The organism is Anabaena sp. FACHB-595, assembly GCF_048568275.1.
GTDB lineage: Bacteria > Cyanobacteriota > Cyanobacteriia > Cyanobacteriales > Nostocaceae > Trichormus.
Genome location: NZ_CP183473.1, coordinates 4,864,891 through 4,891,737, shown reverse-complemented (window position 1 = coordinate 4,891,737; position 26,847 = coordinate 4,864,891). Strand labels below are relative to the sequence as shown.

Here is a 26,847-nt window from a genome sequence, read left to right as displayed (position 1 = left end):
CTGATTATTTAAATATTTCTTTGCATTGTACCTCAGCCTTACTAGAGTATTGCTGGGGAGTTTTCCCCAAGTTTAGTTTTGGGATATGATTTATATTTTTTCCAGCACGGCTATGAGCAGAAGGGATGGGATCAAAGAACTGCTAGGTATGAAAGATATTTCAATTGTCAGCATTCATTGAAATTTTGAATCGTTAAAATACAATTTTATAATGAATGTAAGGGTTGTTGTAACTGGAGTTGGAGAGGCTTTTCTTGCTCTAGGATGATGCCTGGGTAATCTTTGTTAATTATTACTTGTTCTTTTAGAGATGATATGTCTTGCCATAATACCCAACGACTACCTGGAGGCAGACTAGAAAAACTCAGAGAACTTTGGGTTAACCAAATCCAAGGTGAGTTTGGTGGTTCTGGATTGGTAGCTTCTTCTTGAAATTTGGTTGCTGCTAGTGTTTCCAAAACGAGGCGTTCCCCTTTGATTAACCCTGTCGATGCAGTCCAAATCTGCACTTGCAATTGCTGATGCTGTGCGTAAAAATACAAAGACGCTGCGGTAATTACGGCTTGTTCAAAATTTTCTGCTGACCAATTACCCGCACTGTCTAGGGCGATAATAATCTCCTGTCCACTTGTCACTATTTCTAACTCCCGTACCCGTAATTCTCCATAACGGGCGCTAGTCCGCCAGTGAATCAACCGCGTGGGGTCGCCTTGGCGGTAGGGACGGAGCGATCGCGCTAATCCAGATGTGGCTGTTTGCAATGGTTTACCACGATATTCGCTCCTTTGGCTCTCTTCTTGTCCCAATTCATCGACTAAAGGACAAGTTGTTAAAGGTAATACTGTCGGATACACTATGGCTGTAGCATCACACTGACGCTGACGACGACACCAAAATAATCCCAAAGGCGCACCTGTTCCCAATTCTACGGTATGCCAGCGATAGATGCCCCGGTGCTGGGTAGGTTGGTAGTGTACCCAACGGTAACTATCTTGACTAGCAATTGTTTCTACCCCTTGTTTGATGGGTTTACCTAAAACAAATGGCAAGATATCCGCAACTTGTAACAGACTGACAGATTGCTTGGTGGGATTGTGAATCTCTAATTCTAAAGTTAAGTCATCCCCGGCTGATACAGGTTGGATAGGATAGCGAGTTACAGATAGACCTGTGAGCGATCGCGGTGGTAAAACAGCTGCTATCCCCAATAATGCAAAACTTACGCCGCTAATGGCATACAACCAGCCAGCCATTGTATTAATCGCTGCACCAAAAAAACAAACAGCAACTCCCACTAGCACCCAGCCGGTGTATGCAGGGGCGCTAGCACGGATTTCTAACCAGTTAGTGATGGGTTTAATGATTTTCATGTTTCTTTTTTAACCCAATACTGATGGAAATGGGGACTTTTGAGAGGCAGGGGAAGCAAAGAAGAATAACTATTGACTGTTGACTATGGACTAATAACTATGGACTAATAAATAAAAACTTCCTCACCCAAATTCATGACTTTACCCAACTGGATTACCTTCTCTCGTCTTCTTGGTGTGCCATTTTTGTTGTATGGTTTGTACGACTCTACATCAAAAGCTAGGTGGGTATGTTTGGCAATTTTTTTAGTTGCTGCTTTGACTGATTGGTTAGATGGTTATCTAGCGCGAAAACTTAACCAAGTTAGTGATTTGGGTAAATTTCTTGATCCATTGGTGGATAAATTTTTAGTATTAGCGCCGTTATTGGTTTTGGTGGAGTTGGGGAAAATTCCCGCTTGGGGAGTGTTTTTGATTTTAGCGCGGGAATTGGCGATCGCTGGTTGGCGCGTTAATCAAACGACGATTACAGGGGCGAATATTTGGGGTAAGTTGAAAACTGTGAGTCAGATATTAGCGATCGCTCTTTTAATTGCACCTCTATCATCAGATTGGCAACAAGTATCCTTAATTGCCTTTTGGCTTTCTGTGGCTTTGACACTAATCTCTGGCGGAATTTATCTCTGGCCGCAAAAACTCAGTCAGGCTTCATAGAATATATAGCCGTAGCCAAATATATTAGGACATCAAGCTAAAATAAAATCCTCATAACACAGGGCTTTCAAGTCTGTCAACCGTCAACAGCAACAGTTCTTGTATATTCGTTTGAACATTGAGAATATCTGTAGTGTTGGTAATGGTAAAAACCAATTACCCATTACCAACCACATAATAAATAAACTATTGAGAACAAGACTGTTGCCAAGTCTGTTTTTTCTCAACATTTTGCTGTTTACCTGGCGGTACAGTACGCTCACTCATAAAATAAATATCAAAGCTTTTCAGACTTTGCCCATCAGTATGTTGAGCATTCCAAGTACGGCACAGATATTTTCCGTAAAATGGGTAGAGCTTTTTACCGATTGCCCGATTCAAATTAATAAAATAAGTACGCCACTGCATATTTTGGTAGATGGCACTTCGTAAACCCAAGTCTGGTTTATCCCAAGTTACTGGACTTCCTCCCCGGAAAATATCAACCTCAGTTCCATCTTGCAAACGAGCCGGAATTACGTGCCAGCCGTCATCTCTCGGTGGTGCGGGCGCAAAGATACTCCAAGATTGGTCTAGGCGTGTAGCCCGGCCAATGAATTCTGTACTTTGCCAAACCTTGCGTTTAAAGGCATCGGGGGAATAACTACTGATATTCCAGACAAAAGTATACAACAGCAATAACAGCGCCAAAATATTCAGAATCCGTGATGAGCGTATCTGTATTGGTTTGAATTTAAAGGGTTTGGTGAAATTACCTGCTATTTTGCGGTTAGAAGCAATTACCTCATAAAATTTTGTACCTACTGCCATGACTGGTTTCCATGTGAGCAAGGGAACCAGAAAGCGGAATACAGGTGAGAGACTAACGATGTAGGCTATTCCCTCAAATTTGAAATGTCGGTTTCCCTGCCAGTCTTCCACTACCCAGGAATTGTAGGTTTGCATATCAGTATGGATATCTGGGTATTCTTGCGCCATGAGTAACGGCGTTCCTGGCAAAATCAAGAGTGTCCGCAACAGATGTACTGCTTTTTTACAGAAACCACAATCGGCATCGAAGTAAATTGTCAAGCCTTTATGTTCTGGTGTTTGCAGGCGCTTGTGTAGCCCATCCCAAAAGGAACTGGGGAGGAAGGCTAACCAACTGAAGATACTTAAAAATGGGAAGATGCCCAAGTTCAAAGTTAAGCCAAATCCTGCGTGCAGCAAGACGAAGGTAGTAACAGCACACATCCGAAAGAAGCTGTTACGGAAGGGAATAAACAGCAATAACGGCCCTACCCATTCCAGCACCAAGGTAACGTAGGTAAACAGGGTTAATAGTGGCGGGAAGTTGAGCAGAAAATGACCGAGAGGAGTGGTGTATTGATCAAAACTGAGAGAATAGTAAACAGCACTACCATCAACCCAGACTGGGCTTTTAGTTTTGAAGGCAGCAGAGAATATATAAATAAAACACTGCTGGCAAATTAAGGCAAAAGTAGCCCCAGAAACCACCCTTTCCGGTAACTTGCGCGTATTAGTATTCAGAGCGCTTTCAATGGAGTAACTAGCACCCAGGGGCAGAAACATTGCCCAAAACATCAGCGCACGCAACACATCATCGGCGGCAAAAATTAATGCCGGATTCCGGTTGTGGAGGGAGATGAGCAAAACCCAAGATGCAATCGTGGCAATCCGCGTGCGATATCCCACTAGCATCAGGAGCGCCATCACAGCCGCAATGCCAAACAATACCGCTTGAAAGATGGGTTCGCCACTCATGGCATGGAGTGACCAGTGCCAAGGTTTGCTGATGTCTGCCAGTAAGGCGCGGGGCATAACGCCTGCATCGGTGTAGTGGGCGATATAATCACTGAAACGAATGCCCAAATCGATCAAAAGAATTAATGAGATACCGATGCGAAAAGCCGCTAGCGATCGCAAATCCAGCCCAAATACATCATCTAGCTTCCTTGTCAATATGTTTTTGGATATTCCTTCATTTGCAACCATAATTAAAAGTGTGGAGGTAAGAGTCAGTTGTCAGTTGTTAGTTGTCAATATTTTTCCTCTGCTCCTCTCTCTGCCCCTTGCCCTGTACCTGCGGATTAGTTACGAATAATATTGAGGGTCTTGAGTTGTTCTACTAACTCGGTGGTGCGGGTGCGGCGACCTGGAGGATTGAGGTGATAGTGGGTGTCGGCAAACAGACTCGAATCGGTTTTTACGTTCAAGGTTTGTTTGTCGTAGAGTAGAGGGGCAATTTCACTTAGTTTCTCAGCAGTTTTGCTGATATTACCGATGGTTTTAGTATCAGTACTGGCGTAAATCCACGAAAGTCCGAGAACTAAAGTTGCGCCTTTAGCTTCAACTTCTTTTTTAAACTGGCGAATACGTCGTAAAGCCTGGGGAGAAACTGGCTCTTGGATTTTTAGTTGCCACCAAGCTGACTTAAGGCGCTGTTTCATCACTGTAGGGTCTCCATTCGCAGTGATGGGATCGGAGTAATAACCAGTGAAGCGGCCTTTTTCTACTAATTCTACAGATGACTTGGTAACTGCGCGCAAGGTAGGAACACCAAGCAACATGATATCTTGGGCTAGTTGTTTGGCAGGAACACCCCCAAGTCCGGGTTTACCAATGGCTACACTAAACTGACCAGAGCGATCGCCAAAGCCATCTTTATCATTTAAGATGAGATACTCCGGTATTAGTACGACAATATCACCTTTTTTAATGCTATCGGCGACACTGGGCAGGATGACATTTAAGCCGACTGGGCCATCTGTGGCCATGTTGAGAGCCGGGATGCCTAATTGTTGCTGCATCAATCCTGCGTCTACGGTGTAGTGCGCCCCAGAACCACCGACAATCAAAATCCGTTGGGGAGCTTGGACTTCACTTGCGATCGCTTTTTTCTGCTCATACATGATGCGTAGCCAACTGAGTTCGCCCCCATAACGAGCATTGTATAAGTAACCAACACCCCAGGCTAAAACGGCGATCGCCAACCAACTATTAAGCTGTAGAAATTTTTTCAGAGCAGCCATATAATTCCTTAGAACTCAAAGTAGATAAAGGGCGATGGTGTATTCGCAGCTAGTAAGACGGTTAACGCTAATAGCACCCGCGAAACCCAGGGAGAGAGTAACAAGTCATATTCACACGCCCGTTGTTGCCAGACTCCAATGTGTTCCATGAGTAACAAGGTGATGGCTAATGCTAGAGTAAATCCTAGTGCGATCGCTTCGTTACCACTGAAGAAACTCATGGCTTCGCCAAGATTGGCTAAAGAATATGTCCAAGGGTTCAGGATTGTTTGCAACTTCTCTAATAGTCTTGGTGTCTTGGTTTCCATAAAAAACAGACATCCCAAGATGATCGAACCGAAGGTTAATGCCCAGGAAATAAACTGTGGCATGAGGAACCTTTGCTGTCCAACAAGTTTGTAAAAAGGTCGTCCGGCGTAACGTATAACTAATAACAATAGCCCGTGGTATGCGCCCCAGAAGACAAAGTTCCACGCGGCTCCGTGCCAGAATCCCGAAAGGGTGAAGGTGAGAAATAGATAAAATGGGGCCCACTGTTTGTTCTTACCCATGAGAGGTAAGAAGACGTAATCCCGAAACCAAGTACTAAGTGTGACGTGCCATCTGCGCCAAAACTCGTTAATGCTTTGGGATGTGTAAGGAGCCAAAAAGTTAATAGTTAAGTTGATGCCTAAAAATTTTGCTAAACCCAGAGCAATAAAACTATAGCCGCCGAAGTCAAAGTAAATTTGTAATGTAAATAAGAAGGCAAAGAACCATACTAGCCAAGGGTTTTGGGCTTGGTCTAATTTGATATAAGGTGAAATATTATCTGCTAGGACAAACTTCATGAATAGTCCTAACGACAACCAGCGAAAGCCTGTTTCAAAGTTGTCATAAGTAAATTTAAAGCGGAATGACTCAATTTGGGGAAACAAATCACCCCGGCGTTCGATGGGGCCTGCCACCACTTGGGGGAAGAAGGAGACGAAATTGAGATAATCTAATGCGCCAATAGCACGTTTTTTGCGGCTGGTGTAGGAGTCAACAACAAACGCCACCATCTGGAAGGTGTAAAAAGACAATCCTGGGGGAATGGAACCCATACCGGGAATACTCTTGGATTGCCAATTGTCGGCTAATCCTGGGACTAACAACCCTAAAACATCTTCAACAAAAAAGTTTAGGTATTTGAAGTAGGCAAGAATAGCAATATCTATAATGATGACAGTAGTAGCGATCGCTTTAGCTTTCCATCCTTGTTGACGCAACATCAACCACACCATGACGTAGTTGAAGATGATTTCACAGACGAAGATGGCAAAACTAGAACGAGAAGCGTTGACAAATAATAGGGAAGAAATTGCTGCCAAACCAACTGCATCAAAGATTCCTCTCCACAGGTTCAATGATTTGGCAACATACCGGACTGTAAAGAAAGGGATGCTAAAAAGTAGCAGCACCCACCAGAAAGAAAATTCTGAGAAATTCAATTAACATCCCCCATGAATAATTGATAATTAATAATTCGTAATTCGTCGTTAAGATGGGAATTACGAATTACGTAGGCGTTAGCCTTTGCTACGCAACACTACCGCGAACCCGTAGGGTATTACGAATTAATTAACTGCCACTAATTTTGTTCCACAGACCACCCCAGGCTTTTTCTTTGGGGGCTTCTTGAGGTTTGGTAGCGGGTTCAGCCGTTGCTGTTTCCGCAGGTGTTACACCTACTTCGTTCACCAAATATTGAGACGCTTTTTCAATGGTGGGGTAATCCCAGAGTAAGGTAGGGGGTAGTTCTGCATCAAGCCAATCTTCCAATTCACCGACGATAGTGACTGAATCAATGGAATCTAGACCGTAGCGAGTCAAGGGTTCAGTAACTTTGATGGTTTGAGCATTGATGTTTAATTGTGTGGCAATCTGGTTAACTAACCACCCTTGGATAGTGTCAACGGCGTTATTAGTACTAGGCTTGGAGTTGGAGTCTTTGAGTTGCATCAGTTTTAGTCTCTTGTAGTTGAGGGTTTGCTAATTGGAAGGGAACGATGGAAAACATCCGATTGTCGGTGTACAACCGGACTAACTCTTGGGCAACTGCTGCGTCATCAATGCGCCCTGGTAAGGCTTTAGCTGGGCGGAAGGTTAACAGTAGTTTGCGGAGGCCGAGTGCCAACCACTCGCCATGACTAAAGAAGTCTCCCAAATGATGGCGGTTGTGAAGCCACATATAGACAGAGCTAGCAGCCGCGTGCAGGACGCAGTATTGTTTGGCTATGTCGAAGACTTCTGGTGCTTGCTCATGCCCAAACTGGAAGGTAGACTCTGTAATCTGATGATCAAGAGTGTTTAATTCCTCCTGTACTATTTCGGTTAGTTGGATAATTTGCTGCAATACTTCGGAATTGAGGCTGGAGTCTGCCTTTAAATCAATTAAAGATGTCAGGGCTAAACCTAATCCTTGCAAAACGTCATCACCACCCCGGTTGACTAGTTCCAACTTCTTACCATCAAAAGCGGGTAAGGTTTGGGTTAAGTCAAAGGTGGCTGCTAGACGTGCTTGTAAGGTTTCTTGGTTGCGTCCAGCATTTCTGGCGCGGGACTTGGCGAGTTGACGTAGTTGCAGCAACAAAGCATGGAGGTTAACTACAGTACTGCCATCAAACATACTGATGATGGCGTTATCCCGCAGTACTTTTTGGAAAATGCCATAGTCGTGTTCTTCACGCATATAAAAGCGTGAACCTAAAACGACGGAGACATTCTGCACGACTGTTTCTAGGTTGGTGGTGACGAAGTATTTCACCACGGCTGACCAGACGCTGATTTGCTCTGGCATGGTGTTAAACCCACGGGTAACGCCAATGGTGGCGCAGTCGCAAATCAGGATATCCAGAAACGCATCTGTTAAAGTGCGTTTGGGTTGGGGCATATCATAAACGGTCTTGCCGTATAACTGCCGCCCCAAGGCAAACTTGAGGGTAGTCCGCAGGGCAGTATCAGCAGCCCCTTGGGAAAAGGCGGCACATAAAGCGCGGGTGATTTGGAAGCCTTTGAGTGCTAGTTCTAGTCCTGCCCCTTCTGCCCCCAACCGCATAGATTCGGGGATGAAGCAGTTCTCAAATTTGATCCCACTCATATCTGAACCGCGCACACCGTGGGTAAAGATTTTTGGTAGGTGGCTATAGTTGGCGGGGTCGATTTTGCTCTTTTCTATCATGAATAGGGAGAGGCTACGCGCTCCGCCTTCTTCGTCGGTTTTGGCTAGGACGAAGGTAACCCCGGAGATGGTGGCGCGGTTAATCGGCCATTTTTCGCCGTTGAGGATGTAGCCACCAGGGGCTTTTGTCGCTCTCACATCACTGGCGAGTAAATCGCTACCGTGGGCTTTCTCTGAATAAGCCAGACACATAGCCCCGTTGGCATCTTTCATGAAGCTGGCTAGGGTGCGCTTCTGCTCGTCCGTGCCTGCCATCCATGTCAGGTATGACCAGAACATGGTGGTGAAGGCGATCGCTGCGGTTTGGTCACGGCGGGAAAGGACGCGCACAAAGGCGATAAACTCGTCAAAGGAGGTAAATTCACCGCCGCATTCTGTAGGGATGTAATAGTGCTGGAGTTTCCAGTTATAGAGCCAATTAATAATCTCATGGGGAAACTCTTCTCGTTCGTCCAGGTCAATTACCTGCTTAAACGACATCACATTATTTGGGTTGCTAGGGTCGCCCAAATCTTTCTCTAATGCTTCTGCGATCCAATATTGCTTGAGTGGCTGCATAATTTTCTCCTTAGTGAGTAACTTGCACCTTTTCCAGCAAAGAATTTACTTCCCCTTGTAGTCGCCGATAGCTGGCGGTGTATTTGGGGTTTTCGCTCCAATCGGCTAAAACTTCCAACTCACCGGCGAGGAAACTGGCTTTGCAGGCACGTCGTTGAATTTTGCCACTGGAGGTTTTGAGAACATTACCAGGCTTGACAAGAACCACAGCGTATGCTTGCAGTTCATGAATTTCGGCGATCGCTTGCCGAATATTGGTCAATACCTCATCTGAGTTAAACTCTTCTTCTGGTTTGCGTTTAACTTCCTGGACGACTACCAGTTGTTCCACTCCATCCACATCGATGGAGAAGGCTGCACCATAGTCTGGGCGAAGGGCTGGGTGAATTTCCTGTACAGTCCATTCCAAGTCTTGGGGATAATGGTTAGTCCCCCGGATAATAATCAAATCTTTGATCCGTCCGGTGATGAACAACTCACCACCCTTGATAAAGCCCAAGTCACCTGTGCGGAGGAAAGAGACTTGATTATTCCCGGCAATCTTGGCACGGAAGGTACTTTCGCTTTCTTGGGGGCGTTGCCAATAACCACCAGCCACGCTAGGGTCTGCTACCCATACCTCGCCTACTTCATCCGTCCCACAACGAGTCAAAGTATCTGGATTGACAATTGCCACTTGCGTCTCACAAACTAAGCGACCGCATCCAGGGATAGCCCGGACTCCATCGTCCCAGGTAGTGGCTTCCACAATTTTGTTCTGCTCAATTTTGGTTTTTTCTACCAAACACAGGACAGGTGGTGTATTTCTGGGGCTGGTAGAAACCAACAGTGTATTTTCTGCCAATCCATAAGCGGGTGCAAAGGTTTCCCACTTGAACCCACTAGGGGCGAACTTCTCAAAAAACTCTTCTAACACTCTAGGGTTAATTGGTTCGGCGGCATTCCCGGCTGCTACCCAACTGCTGAGATCCAGGGTAGCTAGTTGTGCATCGGTGACGCGGCGAATGCACTGTTCATAAGCAAAGTTAGGAGCTTGACTATGAGTACCGCGATAGCGAGAAATTGCTTGTAACCAACGTACAGGCTGTTTAATAAAGGACATAGGGGACATAACATAGCAAGGATGACCGTTGTAAATGGGTACGGTCAACCCTTCTACTAGCCCGTAATCGTGGAAATATGGCATCCAGGTGATGGAAACGCTCTCAGTATCATAGCCACAAGCTTTTTGTAGATAAGCGCAGTGGTGCATGATGTTGTGGTGGCTAATCATCACACCCTTTGGTGTGGAAGTCGAGCCTGATGTGTACTGCAAATATGCCAGGGTATTTGGAGTAATTTCAGGGTCTTGCCATTGGTCTGCTAGTTCTAAATCGATGTCTTCGCTGGCAAACCAAGTCATTTCCTCAAATTCGGGAAAATCTAACTTGGCTGCTTGCAGAACACCCAAAAGGTGCTGGTTGGTGAAGACAAATTTAGCGTTGGCATCCTTAACAATAGCCCGTAACCGAGGCAAAGCCCGTTTCAATCTACCAGCATCAGGAGGAGGTGCAGGGATGGCAATGACTCCACCATAAAGACTACCCAAAAATGCTGCCATCACGTCTAATCCCTGGGGGTACAGCAGCAAAACACGTTCACCTTTAGCATTATGTTTCTGCAATAATGCACCAATTGCACGGGCTAGACGATCCAATTCTGCGTATGTTAACTTTGGGCCTTCTGTTTTCCCATCGATGAGAAACATATAGGCGAGCTTGTCCGGCTCATGATTAGCACGAGCGCGTAGCAGTTCAACCAGGGTAGAGACGTTTGTCATTGGCAACTTCTTGGATAGTTAGGCAGTGAGTCATTTGGTGTTTCCAAAACTTATCTGGAAACTATGGCATCACATATCTTACTTTTTGCAGATGTGCTGCTTTCGGATATAGGCTTGCCAGGGATTTTTGTTACCTATTGATTCAGTAATATTGACACAACCATCTACTTATCGGAAGATATTACTCGGTGTTTTCACTAAAAAAATAAATTTACACCATAAGTGATCTGCAAATGTAAGTAAGTGTAGATGAAGCAAAGTATTGATTTTGTAAGCATTTACCGTCTCTCTATTGATGTGGGGGTGAAGAGAGATTATAAATTTACTATGAAAATTTATAATTACTTGGTATCCCTTTGCGTAAATTCGTGGTGAGTTGATGGGGGACTGTTAAACGCAGGGGGGCGCTGAGGTTAGCGCGGTGAACCAGCGCTGCGGGAGGGTTTCTCTCTGCTACGAGACGCTGCACGAACCGCAGGCGACTGGTGTTAGCGCAGCGTTAGCGACGTTAGGAGCGTCACCCGAAGGGAGTTACGCTGAGAGTTTGATGCTAGGTTGCCAAGATAGTGTAATTAGGGAGATGAGGGAGACATTCTGAATCACCATTCAACATTCCCTTCTCCCAACTAAAGTCTGGATGTTAGGCGTTTTGAGAAATACTGTGCTGATAAAAGTAGCGCTTATGTAGAATTACTACGGCAAAGTTACTGACCAAACAAGTGATCGCTAAACCTAACAAAATATACGTAGGAGCCATGACCACGCCAATTTGGAACCATGTATATACGTGTAAAATCATCAAAGTTGCAAAAACACTAGCTAGGCTGACGGCTTGCCAAATTTGATGGGTTGGGCGACCTACGACAGCTAGGATAATTGTTAACAATGTAGCGAGTAAATTGGCTGGGACAAGAAACGCACAAATACCGATACAGTTGGCACGGGAGAACTCAGATAAAACATGAAAATGGAGCATTCATTTTTGGGGATAACGTTAGCATCTAAAGGACAAAATATATTTTTAGATATGTCAATTGAAATTAGGATATATCTAAAGTAATTACTTCCGTCCTTATTTAACATAAATTAAATTTAACGCTTGACTATCATGCCGACATCTGCCTTAGACGGTAAAGACACAGCCGCTATCCAAGCCGCAACAGCAGAAGTTGCTGTATATGATCGCTCCAATTGGGGACTTATCCGTGTTTCTGATGATGACCGTTTGCGGTTTTTACACAATCAAAGTACCAATGATTTCCAGAGTCTGAAGCCAGGACAGGGCTGTGAGACAGTTATGGTGACATCTACAGCCCGGACTATAGATTTGGTGAGTAGCTATGTTCTTAATGATGCAGTCATACTTTTAGTTTCCTCCAGTCGTCGGGAGTTTTTGCTGCAATGGCTGGATCGTTACATCTTCTTTGCTGATAAGGTGCAGTTAACTGATATTACTGATGAAACTGCAACTTTGAGTATTATTGGCCCAGGTAGTGACGCTGTAGTAGAAAAATTGGGTGCGGGAGAAATTATCGGTCAACCCCACGGCAATCATATTACTATCGATGGCGGTGTCGTCGCTGCGGTGGGTAGTGGTTTGGCTTCCCCTGGCTATACGTTGATTTTGCCAGTGTCCCAAAAACAGCAAGTATGGCAGCAAATTCTCGACTCAGGGGCGGTAGAATTAAGCGATCGCGCTTGGGATACTTTACGCATATTACAAGGAAGACCAGCACCAGATGCAGAATTAACTGATGATTACAACCCGTTGGAAGTGGGTTTATGGCAGACTATTTCTTTTAGCAAGGGTTGCTATATCGGGCAAGAAACCATCGCTAGATTAAATACATATAAAGGTGTCAAACAACATCTTTGGGGTATCCGTCTTAACGCTCCGGCAGAAATTGGCGATAGTATTAATATTGGTGATGAAAAAGTTGGTAAACTCACCAGTTATACAGAAACTCCTGATGGTTATTTTGGTCTAGCTTACATTCGTAGCAAAGCTGGTGGTGTGGGTTTAAAAGTGCAGGTAGGAAACAGTGAGGGAGAAGTAGTTGCTATCCCCTTTGTTTCTCATGAATACCCTTAAAAAGGGGTATAGGGGTATAGGGGTGTAAATGTTTAAAACCCTTAACCCTGTGCGTAATTAATTATGTTTTCCATTACCCATTACCCATTACCCATCACTACAAATATGACCAGTATTGAAACAGACAAGATATTATAGATACTTCTGCAACAATAAGCCCAACTTTTCTTTTGTCGCCACAGGTGCTTTCTCTAGATTGGTCAAAATCGCATATTTCAAAGCCGAATGAGCCTCACTATGTGGCGGATTTTCACTCAAGCGCCGCACGGTTTCTTGAATAACTTTTTGAGCATTAACTGCATTGCGTAGTAAATTACCAATTACCATTTCCACGGTGACACTATCGTGGTCTGGATGCCAACAATCGTAATCTGTGACTAATGCCAAAGTTGCATAGGCGATTTCTGCTTCTCTAGCTAACTTGGCTTCTGGTAAATTGGTCATGCCGATGATTGTTGCACCCCAACTACGATATAGATTTGATTCGGCTTTGGTGGAAAATGCCGGGCCTTCCATGCAAATATACGTGCCACCTTTGTGGAGTGTGACATCTGGTAAATTTAAGGATGCGATCGCATCAGCTAAAACTCCAGCTAAATTTTTGCAAATCGGGTCACCAAAGGCAATGTGAGCCACAATACCTTCCCCAAAAAACGTCGAAACTCGATTTCTCGTCCTGTCAATAAACTGGTCTGGGACTACCATATCCAGTGGTTTAGCTTCTTCTTTCAACGAACCCACGGCGCTAGCTGAAATTAAGTACTCCACACCCAATTGCTTCATAGCATAAATATTGGCACGGAAGGGTAACTCTGTAGGTAACAGCGTGTGATTACGACCATGCCGTGCTAGAAATGCTACTCTTGTTCCATCTAATGTTCCCAAAATCAACGCATCAGAGGGCGAACCAAAAGGCGTTTCCATTTGTACTTCTTCTACATCTTTCAGGGCTTCCATTTTGTAGAGACCACTACCACCAATAATCCCAATCTGTGCGTGAGCCATGATTCTTTACCTGTTGCTTGCAGAACTGCCCAGTTATTGTACCTAAAAGGCGAGTATCAGAGGAGGCATAAAGCTTATAAATATTGAGCATTTGCTATTCCGTGTGCCTACTCATGTCAGACTTTACAGAAAATTGTTATTCTCTTGGGATAAATTTAAAAAACATAAATTTTGGTGAGGAATATGCAAATTACTAGCCCCTCAACCCAAATCAATTTAGAAACAGTTTTTGAGCGCATTTTTAGTATTGGCAGAATCTCACGCCGAGATCAGCAGTTATTAATGTCTACACTGCTCTCCAAAGACGGTTTAAGCGAAGGTGAGCGACAGCAAATCAGCCGAGTATTTACTGCTTTGCAAAACGGATTGCTCAAGGTGGTAGATTAACGGCAACAAGAAATTCCTAATAAACCAATTCAAAATAAACCACCAAGATAAGTGTAGGCGATCGCCTTAACTTAATAGTTAAGATCTGTTTGAAAAAAGAATGTGGCAGATACCTTGGTAGGGGCTTACAGATGTAAGCCCCTAAGGTTTCCCTATGTTGCATAAATCCTTAAACTTAGTATTACCTTCTGGTGCTTTGAATTGTCTTCTATAGGTCTGTGAACTTTCTAGCCTTGAATATTATTTTATTTTTGTTAATTTTCTACTACTTTTGGAAGAAAAAATGATTATTCCATTAGAAAGAAGTAATTAATCTTTTAACTCTCTAGAGTGAACTAAATAGCACGAATGTCTTGTCTTGGTTGAATAGAAATTGACTATAGGATTCATACTTGATTTCTGAAATATACGTAGGATGGGCATTACATACCCTACAGATACTTATATTTTTCCAATAATCAAATCAGATTCTTATAAAAATTTTTTCTATTTACATAATAAGAATCTATTTAACTTTCACATCTTTTCGTGTTGGCTGTCAACTGTTAACAAACCATACAAGTGACTATGTAATTTAAAAGCTTCATAGCTTATGACTATACAAGAGCAACTACACCAATGGCATGAATTAGCGCAACAATTGCGAATAGATAGTATTCGCGCCACAACTGGCGCTACTTCAGGCCACCCTACTTCTTCCATGTCCCCTGCCGATTTAATGGCGGTTTTATTAACTAATTATCTTCACTACGATTTTGACAATCCACATCACCCTAATAACGATCGCTTTATTCTCTCAAAAGGACACGCTGCACCCTTACTTTACGCCATGTATAAAGCGGCTGGGGTCATCACTGATGAGGAATTAATGTCACTACGACAAATGGGCAGCCGTCTGGAAGGTCATCCCACACCGGTATTACCTTGGGTGGATGTGGCGACTGGTTCCTTAGGGCAAGGATTACCCATCGGTGTGGGGTTGGGGTTAGCGGGGAAATATTTAGACCAGCTACCTTATAACGTCTGGGTGTTATTAGGTGACAGTGAAACAGCCGAAGGTTCAGTGTGGGAAGCTTTCGACCATGCCGCACACTACACCCTAGACAACCTCATTGCCATTATCGATGTTAACCGCCTTGGTCAACGGGGTCAGACAGAACTAGGCTGGAATACTCAAGCCTATGCTAATCGTGCCAAGGCTTTTGGTTGGCAAGCAATAGAAATAGATGGTCACGATTTGACGGAAATTGACCAAGCCTTTAGCGCTGCTGTCAGTATTAACGATCGCCCCACTGTAATTATTGCCCGTACCAAAAAAGGTAAAGGCGTAGCATCTTTGGAAGATTTGGGTGGGTGGCATGGCAAAGCTTTAAAGCCTGATGCAGCAAAACAAGCGATCGCTGAATTAGGTGGTGAACGTCAGATTACTATTCAAGTAGCCAAACCGGAGCCAGAACAACCCGCATTAGCTAACCCCCAACCCTTCCAACTACCAACCTATGAACAAGGTGCAGAAGTTGCCACCCGTCGCGCCTATGGTGATGCTCTCAAAGCCTTAGGTGCTGCTCAACCTGATGTTGTTGCCCTGGATGCAGAGGTGAGCAATTCCACTTACACTGAAGATTTTGCCGAAGCTTACCCAGAAAGATACTTTGAGATGTACATTGCCGAACAGCAAATGGTTGCAGCTGCTGTTGGCTTGCAAGTACGCCAGTATAAACCCTTTGCTTCGACCTTCGCCGCCTTCTTAAGTCGTGCCTACGACTTTGTGAGGATGGCTGCTGTCTCTCGCGCCAATATTAAATTAGTGGGTTCCCACGCGGGTGTATCCATTGGTCAAGACGGCCCTTCACAAATGGCATTGGAAGACTTAGCCGCCTTTCGAGCAGTGTGGAATAGTACCGTACTCTACCCCTGTGATGCCAATCAAACAGCGAAATTAGTAGAACAGATGAGCGATCTCCAGGGTATTGTTTATCTGCGTACCACCAGAGAAAATACACCAGTGATCTACGGAACTGAAGAAGATTTTCCCATCGGCGGCAGTAAAGTTATTCGTAGTTCCGACCAAGACCAAGCCACCATCATTGGTGCAGGTATAACTTTACACGAAGCCATCAAAGCAGGCGATCACCTCAAAAACGAAGGCATTATAGTCCGCATCATCGATGCTTACTCTGTTAAACCCATTGACGTAAAGACTCTGCATCAAGCAGCCAATGACACAGAAGGCAATTTAGTAGTCGTCGAAGACCATTGGCATGAAGGCGGATTAGGTGCAGCCGTACTGGATGCCTTTGCTGGTGTTGGTAACCTTTCTAGCTACGATGGCCCTCCATTGCAACTAATTAAGTTAGCAGTTCATAATATGCCAGGTTCTGGCACACCAGAAGAATTACTCCATGCAGCCAAAATTGACGCTGATGCGATCGTCGAAGCCGTAAAATTGCAAGTCAGACATCCTATTGGTGCCAGAATTTCAATACATCCTTAATAAAATCTGTCAACTGACTTCAGTCGTCAGCCAGAGGGAAACGAGACAAAACTTTTTTAAGCTGATAGACAGATTATTCTATCTTGCACAATTGGTAACAGTTTATGCCTCTTTATAAACTTGAAGAATTTGACCCTAACTACAGAGAAACCTTTGGTGGGGATGATGTTAAAGCTTTAGAACTCTATACCCAAAGTGGCGTGAGAGTTGGAGCGATCGCTGATGTCTTAGTTGATAATGAAGGACGTTTTCGTTATCTAGTAATTGACACTCATATTGATGATTCAATTAGCAAGAAAATTTTACTACCAATTGGGCTGTCCCAGATCAATTATCCAGAAAGACGCGTTTATGTTGACGGACTGAGCAAAGAACAAGTAGAACATTTACCTGAATATCACGACAATATTGCAGTTGATGAAGAATACGAAGAAAGAGTACGCGGTGTCTTTCGGACACAGACTAGCAATTTAACTTATGACCGTCAGTCATACAACTATCAGCAAGAACCAGCTTTATATAATTTGAATGAGCAATATCATCAAACTTTCAGACTCTACGAAGAAAGATTAATTGCTAACAAGCATCGTGTCAAAACTGGTGAAGTAGCTGTTGGTAAACACATTGAAACAGAAAACGCACGGGTGGCTGTGCCTATTCAAAGAGAACGTGTAGTAATTGAAAGAGCCGCACCAACATCGCCAGATACGATAGTAGATCCCAAAGAGGTTAAGTTTCAACAAGGGGAAGTGGCGCGCATCGAATTGTACGAAGAAACCCCAGAAATTCGCAAAGAAGCTTTTGTACGCGAAGAAGTCCGGGTAAGAAAAGTAGTAGAAAGCGATACCGTTGAAGCCCAAGATGTAATTCGTCGGGAAGAGTTAGATATTGATACTGCTGGTAATTTACTCGTCAATGAAACTAATGTGGAAAGACATGAAAATGGTTGAAAAATTAGTTAAAAGATAGATGATACTTGCTTGCTTTCTGGAGTATACGTAGGGTGGGCAATGCCCACCATAGTCACTATAAAGCAGGCAGGAATAATCTTGCAGAGATAGTTTTTTAACAATAAAATCTGATTGCTATAGTTTTAATCTCCTGAAAAGTAATGACATAAATAGCGAATGATTCTTTATTTGCACTCTATCAACTAAAAAATATTTTATTAATTTAAAATATCTATTACTTTTGATTTTTTATTTAAAAACTGACTTCATTCGCTAGAAAGAGGCAATTTAAATCATAAATACTTAGGTTAGTGATTAAGAGGCATTTTATATATTTGAGGTGGAATCACATGGCACTTTACAAGTTAGCTGATTTTGATCCTAATTATCAAGACTCCTTTCAAGGTAACGACATTAAAGGACTTGGTGTCTATACAGAAAGAAGCGATGAAAAAATTGGTACTGTCAACGATGTTTTAGTGGATGATGAAGGCCACTTCCGCTATTTAATCGTTGACTTAGGTTTTTGGATTTTTGGTAAAAAAGTATTACTACCAGTGGGTCGTTCTCGTATTGATTATGGCGCTGGTCGTGTTTATGCAATTGGGATGACCAGAGACCAAGCTGAAAATTTACCCGAATTCAACGACCGTTTAGCTGTTGATTACGATTATGAAGAACGAGTACGCGGAGTATATCGTAATCCCAGTTACGCTAATACAAGCGCAGACAGATCAACTTCTTTGGAAACATCCACACCTTTGGAAAGCAGAACACCTCTAGAAGCTTCTACACCTCTAGACACAAGCTATAAAACAACTACGCCAGCAACACCCACTTATACCCGTGACACTTACAATTACGAGCAAGAGCCTGCTTTGTTCGGAATTAATGAGCAAGATCACCAAACGCTGAGACTTTATGAAGAACGGCTAATTGCCAATAAACGCCGTCAAAAAACTGGTGAAGTAGCTGTTGGCAAGCACGTAGAAACGGAAACTGCACGGGTTGCAGTACCCGTGGAAAGAGAACGCGTGGTGATTGAACGCGTTACGCCAGATGATGCTGGTAGGTCTGTTGCTCCTGGTACTGCTGACTTCCGTGAAGGCGAAGTTGCCCGTGTAGAACTTCATGAAGAAACTCCTGACATTCGCAAAGAAGCTTTCGTACGGGAAGAAGTTAGAGTTCAAAAAGTTGTCGAGCATGAAACTGTGGAAGCTCAAGAAAAAATCCGTCGTGAAGAATTAGACGTGAATGCTCCTGGTCTTCCCATTGAAGAACGCTAATTGTTCATCAATAGAGTTATTAGTCATTATCTAATAACTCGTCCTAATGCAGTACAGGTAAGTAAGGCTTTTTATTATCAATATTAGCTTTACCTGTACTTGTAATAACTCTAGAGATAAGTTTTAAAAGTAGATTATATGTCCGATAATTTAGCCGCAGAAATACCAATTCACCAACCAATAACTGATAATTCAAGTGAGCAAAACAATCACCATATAATTGAGGAAGAGAAGAACATTCGCTTACTGGAAGAAAGGCTCTTAGTTGATATAAGTAGGCAGAAAATTGGTGAGGTCGTTGTCCGTAAGGTAATCGAAACTCAGATGGTGCAAGTTCCTGTACGGCGCGAAAAGCTGATTGTGGAACAAATAGGCCCAGAACACAAGCAACTTGCAGAGATCGATTTAAGCCAAGGTGAGATTACTGGCATTGAATTAGCTCAAAATGCTAGCCACGAACTACGAGGTTGGAATGGTGGTTTAACGGTAAGTGGTAGCTTTAGCTCTCCTAAAATTGCTAGTTTATTATTAAATGCGATCGCTCTAGAACGCAAACATGGTTGTCAACAGGTACGAGTCTCTATTGTTGTTGAAGACGAAGAACACCAAAAGAAATACCAAGAGTGGTTTGACCGTTGCTCTCATGGTCAGCTATCAAAACACGAAAAATCGGCTGATACCTAGTACCGGAAGTCAAAAGTCAATACTTTATGTAAATGCGTAATGGGTAACTAATCAACTAATTACCCATTATGCTTTACCAATTACGAATTATTTTGTTTCCTGTTCTGGTCGCTGGGTAGCTGGAGGAAAATCGACGTACTCATCAGTTCTCAGAGTTTCTGTATTTGTCAGATTTTCAGGTAGAAGTTCTTCTGGTTCTACTGATTTATCAGCAGCATCACCAATTACTCCATTGGCATTAATGTTAGGTTTATCACCAGTGCCTTTATGGCTAGCGTGACCACTAGGCATAATACTTTACCTCATTTTTATATTCAACTATACTCAGTTTAAACATTTAAACTATGAGAAACTACCTATCGTAAGACTCGTATCCTTTATTCGATAATCTAGCCTTTAGATATAAAATTTAAAAAGTAGACTATTACTTTTGTCTTGGCAAAAATAATAATAAATAATAAAAATGAGCGCGCTAATAAATATATCATTTGTTAGAAGTTACTGCTCGTTAGATGAACAATAATTAAGATAAATCAACTAAGCAATTTGTATAAAGAGGTAAACATGAATCAAGAACCGAGAAAGTTAATTAATTTGTCAGTTCATGAATCGTCTGACCCAAGTATTATTAGTGGTAACCAGAATGAAGGAGACTTGGGAAATAATGATGACTTGAATGATTCTGCTAATCGTTATGAGAACATTGATGTTCCCACTCCCCAGCCTACTGATCCTTTTACAGAATCAACAGTTGTAGATAGACAAATCACAACTGCAAATTTGAGTGCGGGTTAATTTGATCCTACATTGCCTTTGTTGTGGCGATGGCGTTCCGACCAGCGTAGCTGATCGCTTTTCGTCTTGTCTTTAGACATCGCTCGGTTTTAATAAATATGCCATATCTGGCCCAGAGGGAATAATACCACCAGGATTCAACGGAAATAGATTCCCATAATAGTCCCGCTTGATGCTGTCTAAATCACAGGTACTAGCAACGCCCTTTAGCTGATATAAGTTACGCAGATATGCGCCTAAATTTTTATAATCTTGTATCCTGCGGCGATTACATTTAAATAAGCCGTAATAAACAATGTCAAAACGGAACAATGTTGTAAATAGGCGCGCATCGGCTAAAGTGACTTGATCACCGCAAAGATAGCGACTATTGGCAAGTGCAACCTCAATCTCATCCAAGGTGGTGAATAATTCATCACAGGCTTTGTCATACGCCTCTTGGGTTTGGGCAAAACCGCAACGATATACGCCGTTATTGACATTGGCGTAAATCTTCTCGTTCCACCAGTCAATCTTTTGTTTTAGTTCTTCAGGATAAAGATTCAGTGTGGAATTCTTCGCAAACTCATTAAATTCAGAGTTCAGCATGACGATAATGTCTGCACTCTCGTTATTGACAATAGTTTTGGTTTCTTTGTCCCACAACACCGGCACAGTAGAGCGTCCACTATAGCCAGGTTCTGCTAGGGCATATAATTCCGCTAAAGTCTGACAACCTTCCTCTGGAGTGTTGAACACCCAGCCGCCTGAATCGGGAGAGGGAACAACAATAGATACCGAAATTGTATCCTCTAGTTCTTTCAACGCCCGGACTACTAGCGTGCGGTGCGCCCAAGGACAACCCAAACCAACATAGAGAGTGTAACGTCCTGTGGCTGGTTGGTAGGGGCTATCTTCTCCAGTTTTGACAGAATTCCTAAACTGGCTACTAGGACGAATATATTCTCCTGATTGATTACGGGGGGCAAGTTTTGACATCATGATTTGCCAAAGGGTTGTCCACACAAACTTACCTAACCCAATAATCAATTTAGGTGGTAATGACTTGCCTTTTTTCTGAGTCTTACTGATACCTGTCATGATTAAATTGCCTAACTTGCTACCTTTTGCGGCTGACTAGATAGTAAATCTACACTTGCTTCTGGTAGTGGTGGACGCAAGCACAGATAAAGCAACGGGCCAAATAGAGGAATCAAAGCAAATACCCAAAATAACTGGGGTTTTTGCCAACCGCGCCGCGTCATATCATCTCCTAACAATGCTGGAAATAATAGCGAAAGTAGGCAAAAATCTAGGCTCATGACATGGATAAAGCGCTTGGTTTGCCATTGCTGGAGAAAGTTGCTCCAATCTCCTTGCTGTAAACCATAGGCTACTAAAATCGCTGCGACTATAGTGAGAATCATACCAGTCACGCGAGAATCTAATAGTTTAATTAAGGTGTTCTTTGTGCCAGGAAATTGGGGATTGGGTTCTCGCAAAGTTAAATAAGGCAATAGTGCAAAAATACCTACGCCAAATGAAGCTGTGGCGAATAACCAAGCTGGGATTTTTTGCCCTCTACCGTCAATAAACATGAGGGCGCTGTAAATCATAGGCCAGATACCCATGAGGTTGAATAAGGCGATGATTAGGGGATTTACACCTTGCCATTGACCGGTGGACAAGTTTTTGATTAGCTCAAATGTATCGGGTTGATCGGGAGGAGCAAGGACAAAAGCATAAAACGTAAACCCTAACCACAGCACCCCAAAGGCAATTTTTCTGACCATGATTTCATCTAATTTAACTGAAGGCTTCTGAGAGGTAATCAGCAGCAGCCGCTACAACTGCGATCGCACTTTCGTAATCTAGGCGTGTCGGCCCCAAAACTCCCACACTACCCAACGGGACTCCTCCCCGGCGATAGGTAGAAGAAATTAAGGAGCAGGTGCGTATCGGTTCTAACGGGTTTTCTGCGCCGATACGCACTGTTACCTTGGATTTGTGCGTATCTTCTAACTCTGGTTCCTCAAATATTAGCCGCCACAGTTGCTCTTGTTCTTCTTCCAATAGTTGTATAATCGTTTTCACTTGCTGAAGCTGGGAGAATTCCGGTTGACGCAACACTTCTGCCAAACCCCGCACCATGATTTGAGTTGCAGCCGGCGCAGCACTGCGGTGGGCTAATTCTGCTACGGAATTTTTTAGAAACTCTCCATAACTTTGAAATTCTCGATCTAATTGACTCCAATCCAGAGTACTGATTTCTAACAGACTCCGCCCCCGTAAGTGACTATTTAAGAAGTTAGAAACAATTTGTAATTCCCTGTCAATTACTTCTGGGTCGGGTTTTGTTTCGCTCCTCGCTGGGGGTAAATCCATCAGCTTTGAGTGGGTTTCATAACTATCCGTCACCAATATCAGCATGATTCGTCCCGTTTCTATCTGCATTAACTGCAAATGTCTTACGGATGCTGTGTTGGTTTGGGGCATAGTAATCAAGCTAATACACCCACTCAAGCTAGCTAAAATCTGGGCGGCTCCTTGCAACAGTATTTCCAGACTCCAGTCTTCCCATTGCAGATGCTGTTGTAGGGCTGATTCTACCTCTTTTGCTAAAACTTCTGCTCGTGTAGTGTCTCGCAGAGAGGGGGTAATTAACTGGTCAACATAAATGCGATAACCTGAGTCAGAAGGTACTCGTCCAGCAGATGTATGCGGTTGGTACAATAACCCAGATTTCTCTAGTACGCCCATTACATTGCGAATTGTGGCAGAGCTAACGCCCAAGTCGTATTCCTCGACCAAAGCTTTTGAGCCAACAGGCTCTGCTGTAGCTATATAATGACGTACCGTTGCCCAAAGTATATGCTGTTGTCGATTAGTCAACTGGACTTGCATAGGGATATGTTTGACGGAAGGCAAATGCTAAGTAGATTTTGAAAAATTGTGAAATTTTAAAGCAAAAATTCATAATAGTTAATTAGAAACGCAAAATATATATTTCTATTGTAATAACTATTATTAAAATTCTGTGGTTGCTATTTTTTGAGTCGGCTGATGAAAGAAAAAAATTGATGTATTGCTATTTAATTTTCTCAGTATTTTTGCATATATAAATTAGATAAAATGTATTGTAAGATACGTATTTTTATGGTTGATATATATACTAATAATGCTAGCTAAATTTAGGTTGAACCTAACTATATTGGGCTTCATTACTGCAATCTCAAACTCCGAGAATTTTGTCAACAATAGCACAAATAAGCTGGAGTTTAGTATTCCAGCTTGAGATCATTTAATGAGCTAGTAAGCCGCTAATACTGGGGAATTGAGGAGTCAACTAGCAAAGAGTAGGCAGCAATACCACCAGCAATATTTTTGACATTGGTGAATCCCTGAGAGACTAACCACTGACACATCTGAGCAGAGCGGACACCGTGGTGACATAATACAAGGGTTTCTGCTTCTGGATTAAACATAGTTGGGACTTTTTCTGACCACTGAGCATATTCACTCAGGGGTAGGTTGACAAAGCCATCAATTTGGGCGATCGCTAACTCTTGCGGTTCCCGTACATCTATTAACTGAATATCTGCATTTTCATTAGCAAGATATAGAGCTAATTCATTTACACTAATTTGAGTCATTGGTTGCCCAGAAGTATTCCCAGTCATGAGGTTTTAGTAAACAATCCTATATTATTTATGTTGACAGAAAAGGGGAAGAGTGGGGAGTAGGGAGCAGGGGAAGCAGGGGGGGGAAGAGAAAACTATTGGCAACTGACAACTGTACAGACGCGATTAATCGCGTCTCTAACAACTAATTAAATAACTAATGAACACACAACGCTCTTTTTCTGGTTTTATTGTTGCAGGGGCGATCGCTTTGATTGTAGCGGCGATCGCAGGCTTTTACTGGTTCTTCGCTAAAAGTCCGGTTAACCTTGTCTCTTCTAGTTCTCAACCTAGTGCAGCCATATTTATATCGAAGCTGTCTCCTGTAACAGTTTCATTACTGGTAAATCCTGACCGGTTGCAATCTTTCGACAGTTCAGGCGAATTAACTAAACTCAAAACCAGCTTATTGGCTAAGAGTGGCATAGATTATAAGCAAGACATTCAACCTTGGCTAAAAGATGAAATTACATTGGCTGTCACTACCCTAGATATTGACCGTGACCCGGAGAATGGGAGACAACCAGGCTATTTAATGGCGCTAGCAACCAGCAAACCAGAGAAAAGCCAAGAATTTCTGCAATTATTGTTCTCTAAAAGAGTATTAGCTGGAGCGAACTTAGCAACAGAAGAATATCAAGGCGCAAAGGTTATCTATGATAGTTCTTTACCAGAGTCCGATTCTCTGGCTGGTGCAGTGGTTGATAACTTTGTGTTATTCGCCAATAATCCTAAAGTATTGCGTGATGCGATTAATAATGTCCAGGCTCCTGATTTAAATTTGCTGAGTTCTACCCAATACCAAAAAGCTATTGAACAAATACCTAAAGGTTCTCTAGCTACGGCTTTTCTCAATCTCCCTCTAGTGGCACGATGGCAAGGTTTAGATTTACCAGAACCAACCTACGATAGTGAAATTGTCGCTTTCACCTTAAATCCTCAAGGAATATTAGCAGAAACTAGCTTTCTCACTGCATCGGAAATTTTACCAACATCACCCCCACTATCTAAACCTGTAGGCGCATTACAATATATTCCCGCATCAGCAGGGTTGGTCATTTCTGGTTCCCACTTAGACAATTTGGGTAACAGCGATTTAGCCAAACTCTGGACACAAGCAAAAACAGCCATCTCTGGTTCAGGAACAGATATAATTTCCCGATTGATTCAACCCTTAGCCGATGTGCAGAAAAGTCAGGGTATCAATTTAGGACAAGATATATTTAGCTGGGTACAGGGAGAATACGCAGTTGCATTAATCCCCCGTACAGGACAGAGCATTCCTGACTGGGTTTTTGTGACAGAAAAGTCAGAAAATGTACCAGAAGCTATTGGGCGTTTAGATGCGATCGCCTCATCTCAAGGACTCAGTACTAATACAATTAAACTGGACAAGCAAACAGTCGTCGCCTGGACAGAATTAACAACCGCAACTCAAAAAGCTGATGGCAAAAACAAACCATCATTTATAGTGGAAGCCAATGTAAAAGGGGTACATACAACCTTAGGCAATTATGAAATTTTTACCTCTGACCTAGCAACTATCTATGAGGTTTTTACAACTAAAGACAAATCTTTAATCAATAACCGCAACTTCCAAGATACTATCGCTACCATTCCCCAACCAAATCAAGGTTATATCTATCTGGACTGGTCAAAAAGTCAGAATTTAGTAGAGCAGCAAATACCCATACTTAAGCTCATAGAATTAGTCGGGAAACCATTCTTTGAGAATTTGCGATCGCTGACCTTCAGTAGTTACGGTAATGAGCCTGGAACGCTTAAAGGCGGTATTTTATTCCAACTTGATCATTGATTTAGCCAAGCGATCGCACCTGATGAAGAGCAGGCGATCGCTTGATTACAATGGGAGCAAGAAAAGGCTAGCCATTTACCGAGTCAGACAAAAGCTTTTATAATATTATTAATCCCATTGGCGACAAAAGTTAAATTTGTTAAATATTTGTTCCATTTACAAACAAATTGCTCAGGCTACTGACTTATTCTCGATTAAGCTTAATTTTTATACAAAAATATTCAAATTTTTACATATATAGGACTAGTATTTTATTTCTAAAATATAAGTAGGGTGGGCATTGCCCACCACAACCATGATACTGTGGGCAATGCCCACCCTACAGATACTTAGATAAATTCAATAATCAAATCGGATTCCTATATCAAAAATGGGACTTTGAGTATTTACCTAAATATAATTTTTGTCTAAACTATTCTACTAGCACTAACTATGACACTACAAATCTTAAATAAAAACACCACGATTTCAGAGCAGCGATTTCTCCTACCAGGTCATTATACCTGGGAAGAATTAGAGACAATAGAAACTTTAACCGCAGATGCAGCAGGTTTGCGAATAACTTATCTTGATGGGTGCATTGAATTTATGACTCTTGGTGAACAACACGAAATGATTAAAAGTGTGATTAGTATATTATTGGCATTATACTTTTTTGAAAAAGGTATAAACTTTATTCCAGTAGGGAGTGCTACGCGACGGGCAAAAGAAAAAAGTGTATCCTTTGAACCTGATGAATCTTATTACATCGGAGAAAAAAAAGAAAATCCCGATTTAGCAATTGAAGTCAATATTACCAGTGGCAGTATTGATAAACTAGAAAAATACAAACGGTTCAATATTACTGAAGTTTTGTTTTGGGAAAAAAATCAATTACTATTATATCGTCTCAAAAATGATAATTATGAACAAATTAATCAAAGTGAGTTATTCCCGGATTTAGATATAAGTTTATTGGTAAGCTGTGTTTTAATGCCTTCAATTATTGATGCAAGAAAACAATTTTTACAAGGGATGAATCAATAAATATAAACTTACTAAAAT

The 26,847-nt window shown here is 42.5% G+C and carries 24 protein-coding genes; 10 read left to right on the top strand and 14 right to left on the bottom strand.

Annotated elements, in window-relative coordinates; all coding sequences use genetic code 11:
• Positions 1-206: 206 nt before the first annotated feature.
• A complete protein-coding gene (locus ACN222_RS20315; protein WP_010998204.1) occupies positions 207-1,370 on the bottom strand; it encodes a DUF58 domain-containing protein in 1,164 nt (387 codons plus the stop codon).
• Positions 1,371-1,505: 135 nt separating this feature from the next.
• Between ACN222_RS20315 and pgsA the strand changes: the two genes are divergently transcribed.
• A complete protein-coding gene (pgsA, locus tag ACN222_RS20310; protein ID WP_010998203.1) occupies positions 1,506-2,024 on the top strand; it encodes a CDP-diacylglycerol--glycerol-3-phosphate 3-phosphatidyltransferase in 519 nt (172 codons plus the stop codon).
• A gap of 186 nt (positions 2,025-2,210) precedes the next feature.
• Here pgsA and ACN222_RS20305 read toward each other — a convergent pair whose 3' ends face one another.
• The 7 genes from ACN222_RS20305 to ACN222_RS20275 form a co-directional block, all read right to left on the bottom strand.
• Positions 2,211-4,019: an HTTM domain-containing protein gene (locus tag ACN222_RS20305; protein ID WP_044522078.1), complete on the bottom strand. Its 1,809-nt coding sequence runs from the start codon at positions 4,017-4,019 to the stop codon at positions 2,211-2,213.
• A gap of 95 nt (positions 4,020-4,114) precedes the next feature.
• Positions 4,115-5,056, bottom strand: coding sequence for a hypothetical protein (locus tag ACN222_RS20300; protein WP_010998201.1), 942 nt, complete (start codon positions 5,054-5,056; stop codon positions 4,115-4,117).
• Positions 5,057-5,064: 8 nt separating this feature from the next.
• Positions 5,065-6,528: an MBOAT family O-acyltransferase gene (locus ACN222_RS20295; RefSeq protein ID WP_044522076.1), complete on the bottom strand. Its 1,464-nt coding sequence runs from the start codon at positions 6,526-6,528 to the stop codon at positions 5,065-5,067.
• A gap of 130 nt (positions 6,529-6,658) precedes the next feature.
• Positions 6,659-7,039: an acyl carrier protein gene (locus ACN222_RS20290; protein ID WP_010998199.1), complete on the bottom strand. Its 381-nt coding sequence runs from the start codon at positions 7,037-7,039 to the stop codon at positions 6,659-6,661.
• A complete protein-coding gene (locus tag ACN222_RS20285) occupies positions 7,008-8,816 on the bottom strand; it encodes an acyl-CoA dehydrogenase (RefSeq protein WP_010998198.1) in 1,809 nt (602 codons plus the stop codon). Before ACN222_RS20285 ends, ACN222_RS20290 begins: the two co-directional genes overlap by 32 nt.
• Before the next feature lie 10 nt (positions 8,817-8,826).
• On the bottom strand, positions 8,827-10,635 hold the full coding sequence (locus ACN222_RS20280; RefSeq protein WP_010998197.1) for a fatty acyl-AMP ligase: 1,809 nt from the start codon (positions 10,633-10,635) through the stop codon (positions 8,827-8,829).
• 640 nt (positions 10,636-11,275) lie between these two features.
• Positions 11,276-11,611 carry a hypothetical protein gene (locus ACN222_RS20275; RefSeq protein ID WP_010998196.1) on the bottom strand — a complete coding sequence of 112 codons (336 nt, stop codon included), beginning with the start codon at positions 11,609-11,611 and terminating at the stop codon, positions 11,276-11,278.
• Positions 11,612-11,743: 132 nt separating this feature from the next.
• Between ACN222_RS20275 and ACN222_RS20270 the strand changes: the two genes are divergently transcribed.
• On the top strand, positions 11,744-12,727 hold the full coding sequence (locus tag ACN222_RS20270) for a YgfZ/GcvT domain-containing protein (RefSeq protein WP_010998195.1): 984 nt from the start codon (positions 11,744-11,746) through the stop codon (positions 12,725-12,727).
• A 132-nt stretch (positions 12,728-12,859) separates the two neighbouring features.
• Here the strand turns inward: ACN222_RS20270 and ACN222_RS20265 are convergent, their stop codons facing one another.
• A complete protein-coding gene (locus tag ACN222_RS20265) occupies positions 12,860-13,732 on the bottom strand; it encodes an S-methyl-5'-thioadenosine phosphorylase (RefSeq protein ID WP_010998194.1) in 873 nt (290 codons plus the stop codon).
• Positions 13,733-13,915: 183 nt separating this feature from the next.
• On the opposite strand from ACN222_RS20265, the gene ACN222_RS20260 reads away from it, so the two are divergent.
• The 5 genes from ACN222_RS20260 to ACN222_RS20240 all read left to right on the top strand — a co-directional run bounded on the left by ACN222_RS20260 (position 13,916) and on the right by ACN222_RS20240 (position 19,533).
• On the top strand, positions 13,916-14,119 hold the full coding sequence (locus ACN222_RS20260) for a hypothetical protein (RefSeq protein WP_044522074.1): 204 nt from the start codon (positions 13,916-13,918) through the stop codon (positions 14,117-14,119).
• Between the two features lie 592 nt (positions 14,120-14,711).
• Positions 14,712-16,613, top strand: coding sequence for a transketolase (locus ACN222_RS20255; protein ID WP_010998192.1), 1,902 nt, complete (start codon positions 14,712-14,714; stop codon positions 16,611-16,613).
• A 104-nt stretch (positions 16,614-16,717) separates the two neighbouring features.
• Positions 16,718-17,563 (top strand): DUF2382 domain-containing protein, encoded by an 846-nt coding sequence (locus tag ACN222_RS20250; RefSeq protein WP_010998191.1) that lies wholly within the window; start codon positions 16,718-16,720, stop codon positions 17,561-17,563.
• Between the two features lie 350 nt (positions 17,564-17,913).
• Entirely contained in the window at positions 17,914-18,849 is a 936-nt protein-coding gene (locus ACN222_RS20245) for a DUF2382 domain-containing protein (protein WP_044522071.1), read from the top strand.
• A 138-nt stretch (positions 18,850-18,987) separates the two neighbouring features.
• Positions 18,988-19,533: a DUF2382 domain-containing protein gene (locus ACN222_RS20240; protein WP_010998189.1), complete on the top strand. Its 546-nt coding sequence runs from the start codon at positions 18,988-18,990 to the stop codon at positions 19,531-19,533.
• Between the two features lie 87 nt (positions 19,534-19,620).
• Here ACN222_RS20240 and ACN222_RS20235 read toward each other — a convergent pair whose 3' ends face one another.
• The gene (locus ACN222_RS20235) at positions 19,621-19,824 is read right to left on the bottom strand and encodes a hypothetical protein (RefSeq protein WP_010998188.1); all 204 of its coding nucleotides are present in this window, start codon (positions 19,822-19,824) and stop codon (positions 19,621-19,623) included.
• Positions 19,825-20,097: 273 nt separating this feature from the next.
• Between ACN222_RS20235 and ACN222_RS20230 the strand changes: the two genes are divergently transcribed.
• A complete protein-coding gene (locus tag ACN222_RS20230; protein ID WP_010998187.1) occupies positions 20,098-20,328 on the top strand; it encodes a hypothetical protein in 231 nt (76 codons plus the stop codon).
• A gap of 72 nt (positions 20,329-20,400) precedes the next feature.
• Here the strand turns inward: ACN222_RS20230 and ACN222_RS20225 are convergent, their stop codons facing one another.
• From ACN222_RS20225 to ACN222_RS20210, 4 genes are all read right to left on the bottom strand, one after another.
• Positions 20,401-21,408, bottom strand: coding sequence for a glutathione S-transferase family protein (locus ACN222_RS20225; protein WP_010998186.1), 1,008 nt, complete (start codon positions 21,406-21,408; stop codon positions 20,401-20,403).
• Positions 21,409-21,419: 11 nt separating this feature from the next.
• Positions 21,420-22,100 carry a hypothetical protein gene (locus ACN222_RS20220; protein ID WP_010998185.1) on the bottom strand — a complete coding sequence of 227 codons (681 nt, stop codon included), beginning with the start codon at positions 22,098-22,100 and terminating at the stop codon, positions 21,420-21,422.
• A gap of 13 nt (positions 22,101-22,113) precedes the next feature.
• Complete coding sequence (hrcA, locus tag ACN222_RS20215; protein WP_010998184.1) at positions 22,114-23,211, bottom strand: heat-inducible transcriptional repressor HrcA; 1,098 nt, start codon at positions 23,209-23,211, stop codon at positions 22,114-22,116.
• 416 nt (positions 23,212-23,627) lie between these two features.
• Positions 23,628-23,987: a rhodanese-like domain-containing protein gene (locus ACN222_RS20210; protein WP_010998183.1), complete on the bottom strand. Its 360-nt coding sequence runs from the start codon at positions 23,985-23,987 to the stop codon at positions 23,628-23,630.
• A gap of 160 nt (positions 23,988-24,147) precedes the next feature.
• Here ACN222_RS20210 and ACN222_RS20205 point away from each other — a divergent pair, with 160 nt between their 5' ends.
• Positions 24,148-25,803, top strand: a complete 1,656-nt coding sequence (locus ACN222_RS20205) for a DUF3352 domain-containing protein (RefSeq protein ID WP_010998182.1) — start codon at positions 24,148-24,150, stop codon at positions 25,801-25,803.
• A gap of 432 nt (positions 25,804-26,235) precedes the next feature.
• A complete protein-coding gene (locus ACN222_RS20200) occupies positions 26,236-26,829 on the top strand; it encodes a Uma2 family endonuclease (protein WP_010998181.1) in 594 nt (197 codons plus the stop codon).
• The last annotated feature ends 18 nt before the right edge of the window (positions 26,830-26,847 follow it).

Bases quoted from the DNA above. Each gene is read 5' to 3' on its own strand.
- ACN222_RS20270 (WP_010998195.1), top strand. From the start codon at position 11,744: ATGCCGACATCTGCCTTAGACGGTAAAGACACAGCCGCTATCCAAGCC.
- pgsA (WP_010998203.1), top strand. From the start codon at position 1,506: ATGACTTTACCCAACTGGATTACCTTCTCTCGTCTTCTTGGTGTGCCA.
- ACN222_RS20240 (WP_010998189.1), top strand. From the start codon at position 18,988: ATGTCCGATAATTTAGCCGCAGAAATACCAATTCACCAACCAATAACT.
- ACN222_RS20290 (WP_010998199.1), bottom strand. From the start codon at position 7,039: ATGCAACTCAAAGACTCCAACTCCAAGCCTAGTACTAATAACGCCGTT.
- ACN222_RS20275 (WP_010998196.1), bottom strand. From the start codon at position 11,611: ATGCTCCATTTTCATGTTTTATCTGAGTTCTCCCGTGCCAACTGTATC.
- ACN222_RS20250 (WP_010998191.1), top strand. From the start codon at position 16,718: ATGCCTCTTTATAAACTTGAAGAATTTGACCCTAACTACAGAGAAACC.
- ACN222_RS20235 (WP_010998188.1), bottom strand. From the start codon at position 19,824: ATGCCTAGTGGTCACGCTAGCCATAAAGGCACTGGTGATAAACCTAAC.
- ACN222_RS20210 (WP_010998183.1), bottom strand. From the start codon at position 23,987: ATGACTGGGAATACTTCTGGGCAACCAATGACTCAAATTAGTGTAAAT.
- ACN222_RS20280 (WP_010998197.1), bottom strand. From the start codon at position 10,635: ATGACAAACGTCTCTACCCTGGTTGAACTGCTACGCGCTCGTGCTAAT.
- ACN222_RS20255 (WP_010998192.1), top strand. From the start codon at position 14,712: ATGACTATACAAGAGCAACTACACCAATGGCATGAATTAGCGCAACAA.
- ACN222_RS20315 (WP_010998204.1), bottom strand. From the start codon at position 1,370: ATGAAAATCATTAAACCCATCACTAACTGGTTAGAAATCCGTGCTAGC.
- ACN222_RS20245 (WP_044522071.1), top strand. From the start codon at position 17,914: ATGGCACTTTACAAGTTAGCTGATTTTGATCCTAATTATCAAGACTCC.
- ACN222_RS20285 (WP_010998198.1), bottom strand. From the start codon at position 8,816: ATGCAGCCACTCAAGCAATATTGGATCGCAGAAGCATTAGAGAAAGAT.
- ACN222_RS20205 (WP_010998182.1), top strand. From the start codon at position 24,148: ATGAACACACAACGCTCTTTTTCTGGTTTTATTGTTGCAGGGGCGATC.
- ACN222_RS20260 (WP_044522074.1), top strand. From the start codon at position 13,916: ATGCAAATTACTAGCCCCTCAACCCAAATCAATTTAGAAACAGTTTTT.
- hrcA (WP_010998184.1), bottom strand. From the start codon at position 23,211: ATGCAAGTCCAGTTGACTAATCGACAACAGCATATACTTTGGGCAACG.
- ACN222_RS20300 (WP_010998201.1), bottom strand. From the start codon at position 5,056: ATGGCTGCTCTGAAAAAATTTCTACAGCTTAATAGTTGGTTGGCGATC.
- ACN222_RS20220 (WP_010998185.1), bottom strand. From the start codon at position 22,100: ATGGTCAGAAAAATTGCCTTTGGGGTGCTGTGGTTAGGGTTTACGTTT.
- ACN222_RS20230 (WP_010998187.1), top strand. From the start codon at position 20,098: ATGAATCAAGAACCGAGAAAGTTAATTAATTTGTCAGTTCATGAATCG.
- ACN222_RS20225 (WP_010998186.1), bottom strand. From the start codon at position 21,408: ATGACAGGTATCAGTAAGACTCAGAAAAAAGGCAAGTCATTACCACCT.
- ACN222_RS20265 (WP_010998194.1), bottom strand. From the start codon at position 13,732: ATGGCTCACGCACAGATTGGGATTATTGGTGGTAGTGGTCTCTACAAA.
- ACN222_RS20305 (WP_044522078.1), bottom strand. From the start codon at position 4,019: ATGGTTGCAAATGAAGGAATATCCAAAAACATATTGACAAGGAAGCTA.
- ACN222_RS20200 (WP_010998181.1), top strand. From the start codon at position 26,236: ATGACACTACAAATCTTAAATAAAAACACCACGATTTCAGAGCAGCGA.